This window comes from Martelella sp. AD-3 (genome assembly GCF_001578105.1).
Taxonomy (GTDB): Bacteria; Pseudomonadota; Alphaproteobacteria; order Rhizobiales; family Rhizobiaceae; genus Martelella.
This window is the reverse complement of the sequence record NZ_CP014276.1, coordinates 60056-75164: the sequence shown is the minus strand read 5'-3', so window position 1 is coordinate 75164 and position 15109 is coordinate 60056. Positions and strand designations below refer to the sequence as shown.

Here is a 15109-nt window from a genome sequence, read left to right as displayed (position 1 = left end):
GCTGTCACCTGAGCGGGATTGATGGACAATTATGATGCGCGGCGACCGCGCATCGTCGGATCAGAGCGAAATCCGCTTGCGCTCGGTTTCGGCCGCGCCCGCGCCGCGATAGGCCGTCACCTCGATCTCGACCTTGTAGACGGTCGAGCCGAGCGGCGGACATGTGACCGTGGAGGCCGGGTCGACGCCGCGGAATTTCTCGCCGACAATGGTCATGACCGTCTCCGTGTCGGCCGGGTTCTGGATGAAGACCCGGGAGGCGACGACATCCTCAAGCCCGGAACCGGCGGCGGCCAGCGCCGCGCCGATATTGGCGAAGACCTGTTCGGTCTGCGCCCTGACATCCTCGGGTATCACCTTGGTCTCGGGATTGCGGCCGGCGGTGTTGGACACGAAGATCCAGTTGTCGACGGCCACCAGCCGCGAATAGCTGCCATGCTCCTCGAATTTCGAGCCGGTCTTGATTTTCAGAACTTTGGTCATGTTTCTTCCCGTCATTGGGTCAGAGGGCTTCTGTCGTGGCGGGCGGCAATGGGCCCGCCCGCCATCCGGCGCTCAGCGCAGAACCGGAACGTCCCAGAGGTTGAGCTTGACGCCGATGCCCTTTTCGATGGCGTTGCGGTAGATGACGGTGCCCCAGGCGACGTCCTCGACGGGCATGCCGCCGACGGACATGATGATGATCTCGTCATCATCTTTCCGGCCCGGCGCATCGCCGGCGACGATCTTGCCGATGTCCTCGAGGTCCTCCTTCGCCATCCGGCCTTCGGCGATCATATCCATGAACTTGACGCCGATGATCGGGACATGGACATGCGCAGGCTTGGGAAGTTCATGGAACCAGGCTTCGTAAAGCCCGGTATTGTCGACCACCTTGCGGATATCGGCCTTTTCCATGCCTTCATCCATGTTGCAGAGCGCCGGCATCGCCAGAAACGTGCCGGGCCGCACCCATTCGCGCCGGACCATGGGATAGGTTGAGGGATCGCCGACCGCGCCCGAATTGCAGAAGGTGACGATGTCGCTGTCGCGCACCACCGCCTCGATGCTGTCGACCACCTCGACGGTGGTGATCTGCGGATAGGTTTCGCGGACCCAGGACAGGAAGGAATTGAGGCTCTTCTGTCCGCGTCCCTTGACCTTGACGGTATCGATCGACGGGCAGGCCGCCATGAAGGCCGAAAGCGAGGTCTTGCCCATGACGCCGGGGCCCATAATGCCGACGACCTTCGAATCCTTGCGCGCCAGATGGCGGGCGCCGACGCCGGGAACCGCACCCGTGCGATAGGCCGACAACAGGTTCGCCGACATATGGGCGAGCGGCGCGCCGGTATCCGTGTCGTTCAAGGTGAACATCAGGATCGAGCGCGGCAGGCCCTTTTCGCGGTTGGCGATATTGGAGCCGTACCATTTCACGCCCGTGGTGCCGAAACGCCCGCCGAGATAGGCCGGCATCGCCATGAACCTTCGGTCGGCCGTCGGCTTCGGCATGGTCGGAAACGGCGAATGCTCGGGAAAGGAGATGGCGGCGCCATGGGAATCGCTGTTGGGCCCGGCCATGCGATAGTCGCCATGGTAGAGCAGCGCGAACATTTCTTCCATCGTGTCGACGCAGGCGGGCATGTCGGTGACGCCGGCGGCCAGCATGTCCTGTTCCGACAGGTAGAGGAAATCGATCCGTGTATCTTCGGTCATTTGGGCACTCTCGATAGGTTGTGACGAAGGGTTCGCGGCAGCCGGGCCGCCGCGTGAAATGATGGTCGTCGGGCAATCGCCCGGTCCCTGAAGGCGGACCGGACGGATGGCGATGCTATTCCTCGAAAACCTTGCCGAGCGCCTCGTAACGCTCGGGATCGGACTTGCGGATGCCGAGCGCGAAGAGGACGCCGCCAATGCCGGTCAGCACGACGAGATAGGGGAAGGAATTGACGACGATGTTGGACGTTCCGGCCAGAAGCTCCAGATTGGAGGTCACCAGAACCAGCGCGCCGATCAGCCCGACGAGTGCGAGCACGGGCGCCACCGCGGTGCGCCAGAGCCCGTGGCCGAGCCTGTTCTTGCGGAAGAACATGATGATCGCGACGCTGACCAGGACCTGAACGCCGAGAATGCCGAGCACCGCCAGCGCCGACATGTAGGAAAACACCACGGCGAACGGATCCTGCCCGGTGACCGCGAAGGCCGCGAGAATGATCGCGGCGATCGCCGATTGCAGGATCCCGGCCACATAGGGCGAACCGTGAATGTGATGCACCTTGCCAAGCACGCTGTGCGCCAGCCCCTCGCGGCCGAGCGCGAAGAAATAGCGGTTCAGCGTGTTGTGGAACGAGAGGACGCAGGCAAACAGGCTGGTGATCAGCAGAATGTTCATGGTGAGCGCCGACCAGCCGCCCAGCACATTCGCCGCAGCGTCGAAATAGAAGGTGTCGAGCGCGCCGGCCGCTGCCTCCTGAACGTTGGACGGTCCGTAATACTGGGTGATCGCCCAGGTGGAGAAGGCATAGAAGATCGCGATCAGCAGGACCGAGATATAGGTCGCGCGCGGAATGGTCTTTTCCGGATGCTCCGCTTCCTCGCCGAAGATCGCCGTCGCCTCGAAGCCGATAAACGAGCCCACCACGAACACCAGCGTGACGCCGAGGGCGGGGGTGAACACCGTCGCCGGCGCGAAGGAGGAAAAGCTCAAGCCTTCCGGACCGCCCTGGGCGACGATGCCGACATCGAGCAGCAGCAGGATGATGATTTCCGCCAGCATGCAGACGCCTAGGATCGCGCCGGAAAAGGCGATGTTGCGCTGGCCGGAAAAGTGCACGATGACGAGAAAGGCAAGCGACCAGACCCACCAGGGCAGGTCGAGGCCGAGACCGGCGACGGCGCCCTCTGTGAACAGCCCCAGCAGGCCGTAAACCGCGATCTGCACGGCGCTGTAGGTCAAAAGCGCCATGAATGCGCCGCCGACGCCCGCCGGCTTGCCGATGCCGTGGGTGATATAGGTATAGAACGCCCCTGCCCCGCCGATATGGCGACTCATGGCCGTGAAGCCCATCGAGAAGACGAGATAGAGCAGGCCCGCAAGGACGAAGGCCCCGGGAACGCCCGCCCCGTTGCCGAAGGCGAAGGCCGGCGGCGTGGCGCCGACGACCGCGGTCAGCGGCGCGGCGGCCGCTACGACGAAGAAGACGATGTGGGCAATGCCCACGGAATTTCTGGCCAGGCGCCCGTCAGGCGTCGGCTCGCTGGATGCGACAGACATGTGTACCCCTTTGGTTTTTGATTATTGTCATGAGAATAGAAAGAGGTTCGCTCAGGGATATTGCAATTCGTGCCGCCAATTTGATAATTTGCGCCATGAAACACTGCATTGCACCATGAACAGCACGAAACTCAGCACCGGGAGCAGCCGCGCCGTCACCTATATCAGGGTGTCGGCCTTTACGCCGTTGATGGACACGCTGCTGAAGTCGCATGTGTTCCTGCCGCCGCTTCTGGCGCGCCACAGTATCTCGATGCGCGAGCTGAAAGACCCCTACGCCCTGATCCCGCTTCACCGTTATGTCGCCTTTCTCGAGGACGCCGCGGAGGCGGCGGGCGATCCGGCCTTCGCGGCAAGGCTCGGCGCCCATTTCAAGCCCGCCGATATGGGGCCGATGGGCATATTGTTCTCGCTCGCGCCGACGATCCGGATCGCATTCGAACGCATTTCGAAATATGTGAACGCCCTGCAGAGCGCGACGAATTCGGGGCTGGCGGAAGATGACGGAGCGATCGTATGGCACTACCGGATTTCGGACCGGACGATATGGCCGAGGCGGCAGGATGCGGAGTATTCGCTGGCTGCATCCTGCCAGCTCGTGCGCAGCTGTTTCAGCACCAGTTTGAACCCGCTGGAAGTGCATTTCGAGCACGAAATCCCCGAGGATACAGGCCCTCTGGCCCGGCTGTTCCGCGCGCCGATCTTTTTCGGCCAGGCCAACAACCGCCTCATCTATTCCGTGGAAGACGCCGACCGGGTCTATCGCAGCGAGGACACGCAGCTCACCATGATCCTCGAACACCATCTCAATGATCTGATCGGCGAGGTCGAGGCGCAAGAGGCATTTTCCGACAAGGTGCGCCTGCTGATCCAGCTCTATATGGGACGACGGCCCGTCACCACGCGCTTCCTGGCCGAGGAGCTCGGCATTTCCGTGCGCAGCCTGCAACGCCAGCTCGGGGCGGAAGGCCTCTGCGTCCGCCAGCTCATGCGCGAACACCGCGCGGAGCTGGCTACCGGCCTGCTTGAACAGTCCGGCACAAGCGTTTCCGATGTCGCGCAGGCGCTCGGCTATGCCGACAGCGCGGTGTTCTCCCGCGCCTTCAAGCAATGGACGGGCGCGCCGCCGCGCATGTCCGCACGCGCATCGAATTCCCCTTCAAGACAGCCCGGCCCGGACGACTGATCGTCGTCCCGCAGCCCCCGATCCTTGACGTCTGCGGAAAAGTGTTTTGCGGGTGCGGCACTTACTGGCCGGTGTTCCAGATGCAAACCTCGCTTCCGGTTCGTTCTGCCTGGCAAAGCCGCCCTCGTCGCGGCGTCGACCGTGTCGCCGGCCGCAGGCTTCGATGGCGCGGACGACCTCAAGAATTTGAAAAAGGGGACAAAATGTCATCAGCAGCAAAAGCCATTGCGCTCGCGGGCGCACTTGTAGGCATAACCACTGTCTGCGGAGCGGCTGCGGCCGACACCGTCAGGCTCGACATCCAGAGCGCGTGGCCGCTGACAATGCCGGCCAGCGGCACCAATGCCGAATTCCTCGGCGAACAGCTCAACGCCGCATCCGGCGGCGCCTTCAGGGTCAAGGTCTATTCCGCCGGCAAGCTTGTGCCGCCGCTTCAGATTTTCGACGCCGTCCAGCAGGGCACGCTCGATGCGGGCTATACCTCGCCGCTTTATGTGGCCGGCCGCTTCCCCGCCGTGCAGCTTTTCGGCGGCGTGCCCTTCGGGCCGGACGCCATCACCTATACCGGCTGGCTCTATGACGGCGGCGGCCGGGAAATCTGGAGCGATATCTACGAAAAGCAGGGCGTCGTCACCATCCCCTGTGGTCTGATGGATAGCGAATCCGGCGGCTGGTACAATTTCAGGATCGAAAGCATCGACGATTTCAAGGGCAAGAAGCTGCGCTTCGCCGGTCTCGCCGGCGAGGTTCTGGCCAAGCATGGCGCATCGGTCGTTCTCTTAAGCGGCGGCGACATCTACCCGAGCCTTGAGAAGGGCATCATCGACGGAACCGAGCTTTCCATGCCCGCGATCGACGAGACGCTCGGCCTTGAGGACGTGGCGAAATACTATTACCTGCCCGGCTGGCACCAGCCGGCAGCGATGAACGAGCTGATCATCAACAAGCGCAAATGGGATGAAATGGACGACAGCGCCCATGCGCTGATCGAAGACATGTGCCTTGCCACCAATATGCGATCGATCATTTCGACGGTGGTGAGCAATGCCGAGGCAGTTTCGAAATTCGAGGAAAAGGGCACGGAGATCATGACTTTCCCGCCCGCCGTTCTGGACGTTCTGGAGGCCACGACCGCCGACGTCATGGCGGAACAGGCGGAAAGCGACCCGGATTTCAAGCGGGTCTGGGATTCGCTTCAGGCCTATCGCGATCAGGCGGCCCCCTGGGCCGACCGCCGGTCGAACTGAGCGGTGCTGCCGGAAATCGGCGTTTAGGCCGATCTCCGGCGCAGTTTTCTCAGAGGCTATGCAAGAGATGGGCGGCGACATCGGGCGCGGCCCCTTCCTTTCCGGGGATAACCGCATGACGCACATGCTCGACCGTATCGACCGGCTGGTGGAGGCCGTTGGCAAGCTCGGCGCGCTTGCCCTGCCGCTGCTGGCGATCACAATTCTCGTTAACGTCATGCTCAGATACGCCTTCGACATCGGCATGATCGAGCTTGAGGAACTGCAATGGCATTTCAACGCCATCGCGGTGATGACGGCGCTTGCCTGGGCCTATCAGACCGACGACCATGTTCGCGTGGACGCCATCTATGCCGGCCTTTCCGAGAAGCGACGCGCGCTCGTCGAGATATGCGGCGTGGTGTTTCTGCTTTTGCCCTTTGCCGGTCTCGTCGCCTGGAATGCCTGGGCAATCTTCTCCTATTCCTGGCAATTGCGTGAAGGTTCGCCCATGCCCTCCGGCCTGCCGGCCCGCTACATCATCAAGGGCTTCATGCTGCTCGGCTTCGTGCTGCTTTTCCTTCAGGGCATTTCCATTGCGCTGCGCGCCCTTCTCGTCCTTGCGGGCCGTGCACACGTGCCCAGCGATCATCACTACAAGGGCGAATAGCCATGGCATTCGACGCTTTCTTCGTCTTCGCGCTTTTCTCCGTATTCACCGTGCTGTTGTTTTCGGGCTACCCCGTCGCCTTCGTGCTGGGCGGCGTCGGCGTGCTGTTTGCGCTGCTGGGCTCGTTCCTCGAACCGTTCAGCATCGATGCCGACATGGCGTCAGCGCGCATGATCGGCTTCGTCGCCAACCGCGTGTTCGACACGATTTCCAGCTATTCGCTGATACCGATCTCGATGTTCATCCTGATGGGGCTGATGCTGGAGCATTCCGGCATCGCCGAGCGGTTGCTCAGAACACTCCACCGCGTCATGGGGCCGACGCCGGGCGGCCTTGCCATCGCCGTGGTGCTGATCGGCGTGGTGCTCGCCGCTTCCACCGGCATTATCGGCGCATCCGTCGTGTTGCTCGCCACCATCGCGATCCCGCCAATGTTCGCCTCCGGCTACAACAAGCGGCTGAGCCTCGGGGTCGTCAGCGCCACCGGCTGCCTCGGCATCCTGATCCCGCCCTCGATCATGCTCGTGGTGATGGGCGACCAGCTGCAGATCCCCGTCGGCGATCTGTTTCGCGGGGCGATGCTGCCGGGCGTGCTCCTCGCCGCCGCCTATATCGTCTACATCGTGATCGTTGCGACAATCCGGCCGGGCAGCGCGCCTGCGGTCATCGAAACGGAAAAGACCAACCTCCTGCCCTTGCTGAAGGAACTCGCGGCAGCTCTGATCGCGCCGCTGCTGCTGGTGCTGATGGTGCTCGGCTCGATCGTGTTCGGCGTTGCAACACCAACGGAAGCCTCCGGCCTTGGCGCTGCGGGCGCGACACTGCTCGCGCTTTCGCAACGCCGGCTGAGCTGGGCGGATTTTCTCAAGGTCTGCCAGAAGAGCGCGCTCTCGACGGCCTTCCTGTTTGCCCTGATTTTCGGCGCCTCGTGCTTTTCGGTGGTGCTGAGGGGCTATGGCGGCGACGAGGTGATTGCCGAAATCCTGCAGAGCGTGCCGCTGCCGATGGCCGGCAAGCTCGCCCTGATCATTGCCATCCTGTTCATGCTGGGCTTCTTCCTCGACTGGATGGAGATCATCCTGATCATCGCGCCGCTGGTGCTGCCGGTCCTTATCGACCTCGGCTACAATCCCGTCTGGGTCGCGATCCTGATGGCGATCTGCCTGCAGACCTCGTTCCTGACGCCGCCGGTCGGCATGGCGCTGTTCTACCTCAAGAACGCGGTGAAGGACGTCCGGATCCGCGACATCTACATGGGCGTGATCCCCTTCGTCGCGATCCAGCTCGCAACGCTCCTTCTCGTCGCGCTGTGGCCAGCGCTGGTGCTGTGGCAATTCGATTGATGCGGCGCGTGGCGCGCCGCCATGCCTGACGAACCTGGATGCCGGTCTGGCTCAGTCCCGCAGCAGGAAGGCGATGAGCGCCTCGTCAAACGCCGTTGCCGATTCCACGTTCACGATGTGACGGCCGGGCAGCACGCAGAGTTTTCCGTTCCGCACCGTGTCGGCGATCGTTGCGAGATCCGCGGGCGGGCAGACGGCGTCATCGGCGCCTGCGACGGCGAGAACGGGATTGGAAATATCGCCCAGCGCATCCCTGAAATCAGCACGCGCGAGCGCGGCGCAACAGCCGGCATAGCCCTCGGCGTCTGTTGCGGCAAACCGACCGAGGATCGCATCGACGGCGGCGGGGTTCCGTGCCGCAAACTCCGGCGAGAACCAGCGCTCCCTCGTCGCCCCGGTCATGCTGGCAAGGCCGTTGGCCCGGACGGCTTCGATGCGGTCTCTCCAGCTCTCCGCGCTGCCGATCCGGGCGGCGGTTGCGCATAGCGCCACGCGGTCGAAGCGCTCCGGCGCATTCAGCGCCAGCCATTGCCCGGTCAGCCCGCCGATGGAAAGACCGCAGAAATGCGCGCGGTCGATCTCGAGCGCATCCATCAGCGCCAGCACATCGCTCCCGAGATCGTCCATCGCGTAAGGACCGGCCGGTGCGCCCGATCCGCCATGACCGCGCCGGTCGTAGCGCAGAATGCGGAAACGGTCCCTGAGGCCCGCCGCCTGCGCATCCCACATCGTCAGATCCGCGCCAAGGGAATTGCAGAACACCAGCCAGGGGCCTGCATGACCGTCGATGCGATAGTGCAGGCGGTGGGAGGGCAGATCGATATGGGGCATGGACAGGCTCCGGGTTGTCGTCAGGCAAGGCGCGCGTGCAGCGCTCAAACCGCAACGTGCCTCCGCTTCGGCGAGGCCAACGCAGCGCCTTTGAAAGGCAGGATAACAGATTCACGGCGACGCCGCCCGACACCAAGCCGGGCGGCATCAAGGCCTTGCTCAGGCTTCGGCGCGCTTGCGCATCTCGTTGACCTGATTGTCGACGCCGTCGATCAAACCGGTCAGGTAGATGTCGAACGCGATCTCTGCGAAGGGACCGTTCAGATTGTTGGCGTGGATGCTTTCCTCGTCAGTTCTCTCGATGACGCGCGGCACGAGGCCGTCGCGGGTCGCATAGGCGAAATCGTCGTTGATCAGCGGATCGCCCTCGATATTGATCTGGGTCGTCAGCTTGCGATGGTCCGGCGCGCTGATGAAGAAGTGGATATGCGCCGGACGCTGGCCGTGGCGGCCGAGCGCGGACAGGAGCTTCTCGGTCGGGCTGCCCGGCGGCACGCCATAGCCGCTCGGCAGGATGCTCTGGAACCTGTAGCGGCCGTTCTCGTCGGCGATGATGGTGCGGCGCATGTTGAACGGCGCCTGCTTGCCGGTCGGGTCGAAGTGAGAATAGAAGCCCCGGGTGTCACAGTGCCAGACCTCCACCTTCGCGCCCGGGAGAGGCTTCTTGTCCGCGCCAAAGACCACGCCGTGCATGATCAGCGTCTGACCTTCCGTGTCGGTGCCATCGTCAAGACGGGCAAAGCCGGTCGCTTCCGGCGCGCCGGCGACATAGAGCGGCCCCTCGATGGTGCGCGGCGTCGGGTTTTCGATGCCCAGCGCCTCGTCGATGGCATCCAGGCGCTCGTCTATGAAGTGGTCGAGACCGAGGCCGGGCGAGATCAGGCCCGCCTGCCCCGCAGCGCCCAGATCGTTCAGCCAGGCAATGCCGGTCCAGTATTCGTCGGGCGTGATGTTCAGGTCATCGATCGCCTTGAACAGGTCCGACACGAGACGATGGATGATCTCCTTCATGCGCGGATTGCCGTCGGCCTTGTCCAGACCACTGAGGACGTTCAGGAATTCCTGCACGTCGGGACGGTCGAAAATCTTTACGGTCATGACTTCTCCTCCTTGTTCTATGCGTTTTGGACGACGCGGCGCACTCAACCGGCCGCCTGCGTGAATTCAGCTGTCATCCTCACGGATGGCCGAGGGATGGCGCAGCAGGGGCGCGACCTCGATCTGCATGAATTTGAACAGCGGCAGGCCCGACAGCAGCGCATGCAACTCGTCATTGTCGGCCACGTCGAAAATGCTGATGTTTGAATATTGCCCGGCGATCCGCCAGATATGGCGCCATTTGCCCTGCCGCTGCAGGTCCTGCGAATAGGCTTTCTCGCGCGCGAGAATGTCGGCCACCTCGTCGCCCGGCAGGTCACGGGGGATATTCACGTCCATGCGCACATGAAACAGCATTTCGGCCTCCTAGGTGGCGTTCTTGCGGTGGAATCCGTCGCGGGCGAAGAAGGCCACGCGGTCATCGTCGAGCGTGATGCCAAGTCCGGGGCCGCTCGGAATTGTCAGCGAGAAATCGCTGTATTCCAGCGGCGCGGTCAGGATTTCCTCGGTCAGAAGCAGCGGGCCGAACAGCTCGGTGCCCCATTGCAGGTTCGGGAAGGTGGCGAAGGCATGGGCCGCGATGATCGTGCCAACCGCGCCTTCCAGCATGGTGCCGCCATAAAGCGCGATGCCCGCGGCATCGGCGATTGCCGCCACCCTGAGCGCGTTGAAGGCGCCGCCGCTCTGCTCCAGCTTGACGGCAAAGACGTCCGCGCCATGCACCCGCGCCAGTTCAAATGCCGATTCCGGACCGGTAAGCGATTCATCCGCCATCAACGCGATCGGGAAGCGGCGGACCAGCCGCGCGAGCCCCGGGGCCGTGGCAACCGGCTGTTCCACCAGCTCGCAGCCCGCATCGGCCAGCGCCGCCATGCCGCAGGCGGCTTCCATCTCGTCCCAGGCCATATTGATATCGACGCGGACGGATCCGCGCCCGCCAAGAGCCGCCTTGATGCGGGCAACATGCGCAATGTCCTCAGCAAGCGGCCGGGCGCCGATCTTCAGCTTGAAGATGTTGTGGCGGCGCAGGTCCAGCATCCGCTCGGCCTCGGCAATGTCGCGCCCGGTATCGCCGGAGGCCAGCGTCCACGCAACCGGCAAGCGGTCGCGCCGGCGCCCGCCCAGAAGCTCGCTGACCGGTAGGCCGAGTCGCTTGCCATGGGCGTCCAGAAGCGCGGTTTCCACTGCGCATTTGGCAAAGCGGTTTTCCTTCACCATCTTGCCGATCCGCGCCATCAGCGCCTGGACCCGCGTGGCATCCTGACCGACCATCAGCGGCGCGAAATAGGTATCGATCGCGAGCTTCATGCTTTCGGGGCTTTCGCCGCCATAGGCGAGCCCGCCAATCGTCGTACCCTCGCCGATACCGGTGATGCCGTCGCTGCAATGGACCTTCACGAGCATCAGGGTCTGGCCGTCCATGGTCGCGACCGACAGCTTGTGCGGCCGGATCGTGGGCAGATCGACCAGCAGGGTTTCCACGCGCCCGACGACGGGGCCGGCGGTTTCGGGCAAAACGGAATGGTGAGCAGGTGAGCGTTTCATGGCGGAATACTGGCGCGCGACCCTGCATCGCGTCCAACATTATTTCTATTGGCTTTAATACCTTTTGCGCATAGTTTTACGCCCAATGGGCTGAAATCGCGATCGTCATGCCCCAGAATACCGAAAACCTTGGCTTGCGAGGAAGGCTATGGAACTCCGTCAGTTGCGCTATTTCATCGCCGTGGCGCAGCAGCGCAATTTCACCCGGGCCGCGGAAATCCTGAACATCACGCAGCCGCCGCTCAGCCGGCAGATCCAGCTGCTGGAGGAAGAACTGGGGGTTGCGCTGTTCCACCGGACAAGCCGTCCCGTCCGTCTGACCGATGGCGGGCGGCTGTTCTACGAGCAGGCGCTTCAGGTTCTGGGGCGAGTTGACCAGATGGTGGCCTCCACCCGCCGGGCGGGGTTGAAGGAGAAGCAGGTCCTGTCCATCGGTTTCGTTGCCTCAATGCTCTATGCCGGCCTGCCGGCTCTCATCGGCCGGCTTCGGCAATCCGCTCCGGAGCTGGACATCCAGCTCGTCGAACTTCTATCGGTGCAGCAGATTCCAGCGCTGAAGGAAGGCCGGATCGATCTCGGCTTCGGCCGGCTTCGCCAGACAGATCCCGGCATTGTCAGCACCGTGCTTTACGAGGAGCGGCTGGTTCTCGCCGTCCCGCCGGGTTCAGAACTGGCGCAGGAGGACGGGCCGCTCTCTCTTTCACGGCTGGGAGAGCAGAGACTGATTGTCTACCCCAAGGAGCCGCGACCGAGTTATGCCGATCAGGTTCTGAACCTGTTGCTCCAGTCCGACGCGCACGCAGGCGCGGTGCAGGAAGTGCGCGAACTACAAACGGCGCTCGGTCTGGTCGCGGCCGGCGCCGGGGTTTGCGTGATCCCGGGCTCGGCCCGCCAGATGCGTTCCGATGTACACTACCGCCCCCTCGCCGAGCTCCATGCGACGTCGCCGGTGATCCTGTACCACCGCGAGGGCGAGAAGCCGCGCTGGCTGGCGTTGATCCGCAGCCTGATCAACGCCGCCGCCGGTCAGGCCGAATGCGATGCGGCCCACACCGCGGCGAACTGGACGTGAGCCGTTGGGGGGGCCCGCTGCAAGTGACGCGAGGGGCGCTGCTCGCGGCAGCTTCGAGAGGTCGTCGCGGCTTCGCCCAGCAAAGACATCGCCGCCTGATACCTGCGCCTTTCGCGACAGGCCGGGAATTGCGTGTCGGTGACCGCCTCGGGCAGGGAGCCCGACACAATCGGCCTGCCGGCAACCGCAATTACGGCCGGCCTCGACCGGATCAATGCCGAAATGGCGCGCGCAAGCTCCGCGGCCGAATCCGACGGGTCGAAAGGCGTGCCGCGCATGTCGAGCAAGAGCCGGGCACGCCCTTCCATCGCGGCGCGGTCCATGAAGCCGAAGAGCCCCTTTCGCATTTCTCGACCCAGCATCGCATTGCCGGCCACATCGAGTCTTGAGAACGGCTTCCGTTCCTGGCGCACGAAGGCTATGCCATGATGCGCCAGCGCGCGGGCGTCAGGCTCTTCATGCGGACACCGTCAATCGTGATTCCGCCCCTCGTGACAAGCCTTGAATTCCAAGCCGGAAGGGCGCTGTGGCGGGGGATCAAGACCGCTCAGGATAATTTCAGAAAGTCCTCACGCATCGGCACGAAAGTGTCGAGCAGCTTGCCGGCTTTCAGGCAGCGGCAGCCATGCGGAACATCGGGAGCCTTGTAGAGCAAGTCGCCGGCCTTCACGATCTTGGTTTCATCGCCGATGGTGAATTCGAACGTGCCGGAAAGAACATAGGTGAACTGCTCATGGTAGTGGTGATGAAGCGGCCCGACGGCGCCTTCCTCGAAGGAAACTTCGACCGACATGCCGTTCTCGCTGTAGGCAAGGATTTTCCGGCTCACGCCGTCGCCCAGATCCTCGACCTGGACGTCATTGCTGTAAACAAACATCTTTCTTCCTCCTTTCGACGGGACGAAAACCGTCCGTCATTCAACGTGCATCGTCAGTCCGAAACGGGGCGTGGCGAGATCTGCGGCCTCGAAGCAAATGCGGAAGATGCGCCCGCCCCAGACTTCCAGATGGCGCGGATCGGTGATCTCGATCGGTTCCACATGACTAACGCGCAGATTTTCCGGCGTAATGACGAGTGTTCGGTTCTCACCGGCAATCCGGCATGATCCGTCCTCCTGCACCGTGATTTTACGGTCGGAGACATGCAGCGGCAGCATGAAGCGCCTCAGCGGTTCGCCGAGCTTTATGTCGTCATCGATCCGGATTTCGGCGGCCTCGTGCCTGAACGTGATCTTGCGTTGGATGCGTCGGGAGCCCGGCTCGCTGAAATAGGCCGGTCCGGCGTCGAGGCTGAGAACAGTTGAGATGCCGTCATGCCGGTAGTCAACATCGCGTGCGGCAGCCCCCGCCCCCGCATACTGCAGCTGTTCATTGACGCTCGGAACATTATGGCCCTTCGAGCTGATGTGCCACATGTCGTAGCGCGTTTCGGTAAAGGTCGCGCGCGAATAGGCGCCTTGCCCGAGATCGATGATCATCGGTTCACCATCGAGATAGACGCTGAAATGCCCGACGTCGTTATGGGAGTGATGGTTGACCTCCGGATCATTGCTGCCGGCGATTGCGCTCAGCATCAGACCTGTTCCCGGTCGCTCATCCGAGCGCGCGATCATCATCTGCATATCGGCAAGCCAGACCGATTTTTCACAGCTCCGCGGCGTGGCGTTCCGGTTTTCAGGCGTCCAGAACAAAAGCCGGGTCAGATGCACGAGAAACTGCCGGGCATAGTCATTGCGTCCGCGCGCCCTGCCCGGATTGGCAAGCTTGCGCGCCGCCAGCCGGTCGATATCCGCGCTGACGAGACTTGCAAGCTGCTCCGACCCGATCAGACCGGCATAGCGGCTCAAGAGCCCCTGGTCGAGGTCCAGCTTCAGGCCGCCATCGGCGAAGTTGACGAAGAGATTCTCGGCGATGTTGAGGGGCAGGATATGCTGCCCGAAATTGCGGAACTTCTCATTCTCCGCCGCATTCAGGCCCAGGCCGAAACGGTCTTCGATGAGACTGACAAACCCGGCGAGGCGCCCTGCACTCACAACCCAGTAGCCCGGCCCTTCGATACAGGCGCCCGATGGCTCGATCGTGTCAAAGAAACGCTGCATGGGCACCATGAGTTTCAGCGCAAGGCTGACGAGGCGCTGTTCATCCTCAACCGTATAGCAGGCGGCCAGCAGAAGATTATGCGAACACCACGCCGTCCAGTTGTTGCGCCCGAGATACCAGCCATAAAGCTTGGGCCCTTCGAGCAATTGCAGTGCGCGCCGGTCGATTTCGCCATGAATGCGGTGGTAGAGGGAAGGAACCGTTTCAAGCAGTGTATGCCTGAGAAGATAGCACGTCTCGGCCAGCGTTGCGGCCGTTTCACAGGCGAAAAGATCGAGATAATCGTCGCCGGGAACAGGCAGAGGGTCATCCTCCTTCCAGGGATTGGCCCGCTTGAACATCACCATGTCGTGCTGGCCGGCAAAATTATGCGCCGGCACGCACCAGCTCACCTCGCCGAGAATTTCCCAGAGATAGTCGATGATCTTCGCAAGATATGTGCCCTTGGCCGTCAGGCATTCCGCGATGACGAGATGCGAGAGTTCATAGCGCCGGCGAAAATAGCTTTCCTCATAGAATGTCCGGTCGCCATTGGTCATGAAATTCATGTACATCGTGCCGGTCAGCGGATCGATCTCTTCATCCAGAAGCCGATCGGCAACGGCGATGATGGCCGCAACCGGCATTTTCAAAGCCGGATCTTCGGCAACGGCGGCCCACCGGTCGCGCTCCTCGATACCGGGAAACGGTTTCCAGTCTTTGTGTTTTTGCAGCCCATCAAGGAGCCGCTCGATTTTCATCGCATCTTTGAACATTTCATTTCCCGTTCGGGCACAGGCCGGTGAC

General features: G+C 62.7%; 15 protein-coding genes. 5 read left to right on the top strand and 10 right to left on the bottom strand.

Translation table 11 applies throughout. From position 1 onward, the window contains the following. Positions 1 to 60 precede the first annotated feature (60 nt). From AZF01_RS21415 to AZF01_RS21405, 3 genes are all read right to left on the bottom strand, one after another. A complete protein-coding gene (locus tag AZF01_RS21415) occupies positions 61 to 483 on the bottom strand; it encodes a Rid family hydrolase (protein WP_024708834.1) in 423 nt (140 codons plus the stop codon). A gap of 72 nt (positions 484 to 555) precedes the next feature. Continuing rightward, the gene (locus AZF01_RS21410; RefSeq protein WP_024708833.1) at positions 556 to 1695 is read right to left on the bottom strand and encodes a tyramine oxidase subunit B; all 1140 of its coding nucleotides are present in this window, start codon (positions 1693 to 1695) and stop codon (positions 556 to 558) included. Between the two features lie 115 nt (positions 1696 to 1810). Next, positions 1811 to 3253 (bottom strand): APC family permease, encoded by a 1443-nt coding sequence (locus tag AZF01_RS21405; RefSeq protein ID WP_024708832.1) that lies wholly within the window; start codon positions 3251 to 3253, stop codon positions 1811 to 1813. A gap of 115 nt (positions 3254 to 3368) precedes the next feature. On the opposite strand from AZF01_RS21405, the gene AZF01_RS21400 reads away from it, so the two are divergent. From AZF01_RS21400 to AZF01_RS21385, 4 genes are all read left to right on the top strand, one after another. Then, positions 3369 to 4439: an AraC family transcriptional regulator gene (locus tag AZF01_RS21400; protein ID WP_024708831.1), complete on the top strand. Its 1071-nt coding sequence runs from the start codon at positions 3369 to 3371 to the stop codon at positions 4437 to 4439. A gap of 203 nt (positions 4440 to 4642) precedes the next feature. Beyond that, entirely contained in the window at positions 4643 to 5686 is a 1044-nt protein-coding gene (locus tag AZF01_RS21395) for a TRAP transporter substrate-binding protein (protein ID WP_024708830.1), read from the top strand. 115 nt (positions 5687 to 5801) lie between these two features. After that, positions 5802 to 6335 (top strand): TRAP transporter small permease subunit, encoded by a 534-nt coding sequence (locus AZF01_RS21390; protein ID WP_024708829.1) that lies wholly within the window; start codon positions 5802 to 5804, stop codon positions 6333 to 6335. Between the two features lie 2 nt (positions 6336 to 6337). Further along, positions 6338 to 7678, top strand: a complete 1341-nt coding sequence (locus AZF01_RS21385; protein WP_024708828.1) for a TRAP transporter large permease subunit — start codon at positions 6338 to 6340, stop codon at positions 7676 to 7678. Positions 7679 to 7729: 51 nt separating this feature from the next. Here AZF01_RS21385 and pcaD read toward each other — a convergent pair whose 3' ends face one another. The 4 genes from pcaD to AZF01_RS21365 form a co-directional block, all read right to left on the bottom strand. After that, complete coding sequence (pcaD, locus tag AZF01_RS21380; RefSeq protein WP_024708827.1) at positions 7730 to 8509, bottom strand: 3-oxoadipate enol-lactonase; 780 nt, start codon at positions 8507 to 8509, stop codon at positions 7730 to 7732. Between the two features lie 159 nt (positions 8510 to 8668). Beyond that, positions 8669 to 9607, bottom strand: coding sequence for a catechol 1,2-dioxygenase (catA, locus tag AZF01_RS21375; RefSeq protein ID WP_024708826.1), 939 nt, complete (start codon positions 9605 to 9607; stop codon positions 8669 to 8671). A 66-nt stretch (positions 9608 to 9673) separates the two neighbouring features. After that, on the bottom strand, positions 9674 to 9964 hold the full coding sequence (gene catC / locus AZF01_RS21370; RefSeq protein WP_024708825.1) for a muconolactone Delta-isomerase: 291 nt from the start codon (positions 9962 to 9964) through the stop codon (positions 9674 to 9676). Positions 9965 to 9973: 9 nt separating this feature from the next. After that, positions 9974 to 11152, bottom strand: coding sequence for a muconate/chloromuconate family cycloisomerase (locus tag AZF01_RS21365; RefSeq protein ID WP_061449912.1), 1179 nt, complete (start codon positions 11150 to 11152; stop codon positions 9974 to 9976). Between the two features lie 148 nt (positions 11153 to 11300). Here AZF01_RS21365 and AZF01_RS21360 point away from each other — a divergent pair, with 148 nt between their 5' ends. Further along, on the top strand, positions 11301 to 12224 hold the full coding sequence (locus tag AZF01_RS21360) for a LysR family transcriptional regulator (RefSeq protein ID WP_024708583.1): 924 nt from the start codon (positions 11301 to 11303) through the stop codon (positions 12222 to 12224). On the opposite strand, the gene AZF01_RS21355 is transcribed toward AZF01_RS21360, so the two are convergent. The 3 genes from AZF01_RS21355 to AZF01_RS21345 all read right to left on the bottom strand — a co-directional run bounded on the left by AZF01_RS21355 (position 12179) and on the right by AZF01_RS21345 (position 15078). Beyond that, complete coding sequence (locus AZF01_RS21355; protein WP_061449911.1) at positions 12179 to 12637, bottom strand: hypothetical protein; 459 nt, start codon at positions 12635 to 12637, stop codon at positions 12179 to 12181. The genes AZF01_RS21360 and AZF01_RS21355 overlap by 46 nt on opposite strands. A gap of 134 nt (positions 12638 to 12771) precedes the next feature. Further along, entirely contained in the window at positions 12772 to 13101 is a 330-nt protein-coding gene (locus AZF01_RS21350; RefSeq protein WP_024708585.1) for a cupin domain-containing protein, read from the bottom strand. A 36-nt stretch (positions 13102 to 13137) separates the two neighbouring features. Further along, positions 13138 to 15078 carry a heparinase II/III family protein gene (locus AZF01_RS21345; RefSeq protein WP_024708586.1) on the bottom strand — a complete coding sequence of 647 codons (1941 nt, stop codon included), beginning with the start codon at positions 15076 to 15078 and terminating at the stop codon, positions 13138 to 13140. Between the last annotated feature and the right edge of the window lie 31 nt (positions 15079 to 15109).

Coding starts and splice junctions, on each gene's coding strand:
- AZF01_RS21415 (WP_024708834.1), bottom strand. CDS start 483: ATGACCAAAGTTCTGAAAATCAAGACCGGCTCGAAATTCGAGGAGCAT.
- AZF01_RS21410 (WP_024708833.1), bottom strand. CDS start 1,695: ATGACCGAAGATACACGGATCGATTTCCTCTACCTGTCGGAACAGGAC.
- AZF01_RS21405 (WP_024708832.1), bottom strand. CDS start 3,253: ATGTCTGTCGCATCCAGCGAGCCGACGCCTGACGGGCGCCTGGCCAGA.
- AZF01_RS21400 (WP_024708831.1), top strand. CDS start 3,369: ATGAACAGCACGAAACTCAGCACCGGGAGCAGCCGCGCCGTCACCTAT.
- AZF01_RS21395 (WP_024708830.1), top strand. CDS start 4,643: ATGTCATCAGCAGCAAAAGCCATTGCGCTCGCGGGCGCACTTGTAGGC.
- AZF01_RS21390 (WP_024708829.1), top strand. CDS start 5,802: ATGACGCACATGCTCGACCGTATCGACCGGCTGGTGGAGGCCGTTGGC.
- AZF01_RS21385 (WP_024708828.1), top strand. CDS start 6,338: ATGGCATTCGACGCTTTCTTCGTCTTCGCGCTTTTCTCCGTATTCACC.
- pcaD (WP_024708827.1), bottom strand. CDS start 8,509: ATGCCCCATATCGATCTGCCCTCCCACCGCCTGCACTATCGCATCGAC.
- catA (WP_024708826.1), bottom strand. CDS start 9,607: ATGACCGTAAAGATTTTCGACCGTCCCGACGTGCAGGAATTCCTGAAC.
- catC (WP_024708825.1), bottom strand. CDS start 9,964: ATGCTGTTTCATGTGCGCATGGACGTGAATATCCCCCGTGACCTGCCG.
- AZF01_RS21365 (WP_061449912.1), bottom strand. CDS start 11,152: ATGAAACGCTCACCTGCTCACCATTCCGTTTTGCCCGAAACCGCCGGC.
- AZF01_RS21360 (WP_024708583.1), top strand. CDS start 11,301: ATGGAACTCCGTCAGTTGCGCTATTTCATCGCCGTGGCGCAGCAGCGC.
- AZF01_RS21350 (WP_024708585.1), bottom strand. CDS start 13,101: ATGTTTGTTTACAGCAATGACGTCCAGGTCGAGGATCTGGGCGACGGC.
- AZF01_RS21345 (WP_024708586.1), bottom strand. CDS start 15,078: ATGTTCAAAGATGCGATGAAAATCGAGCGGCTCCTTGATGGGCTGCAA.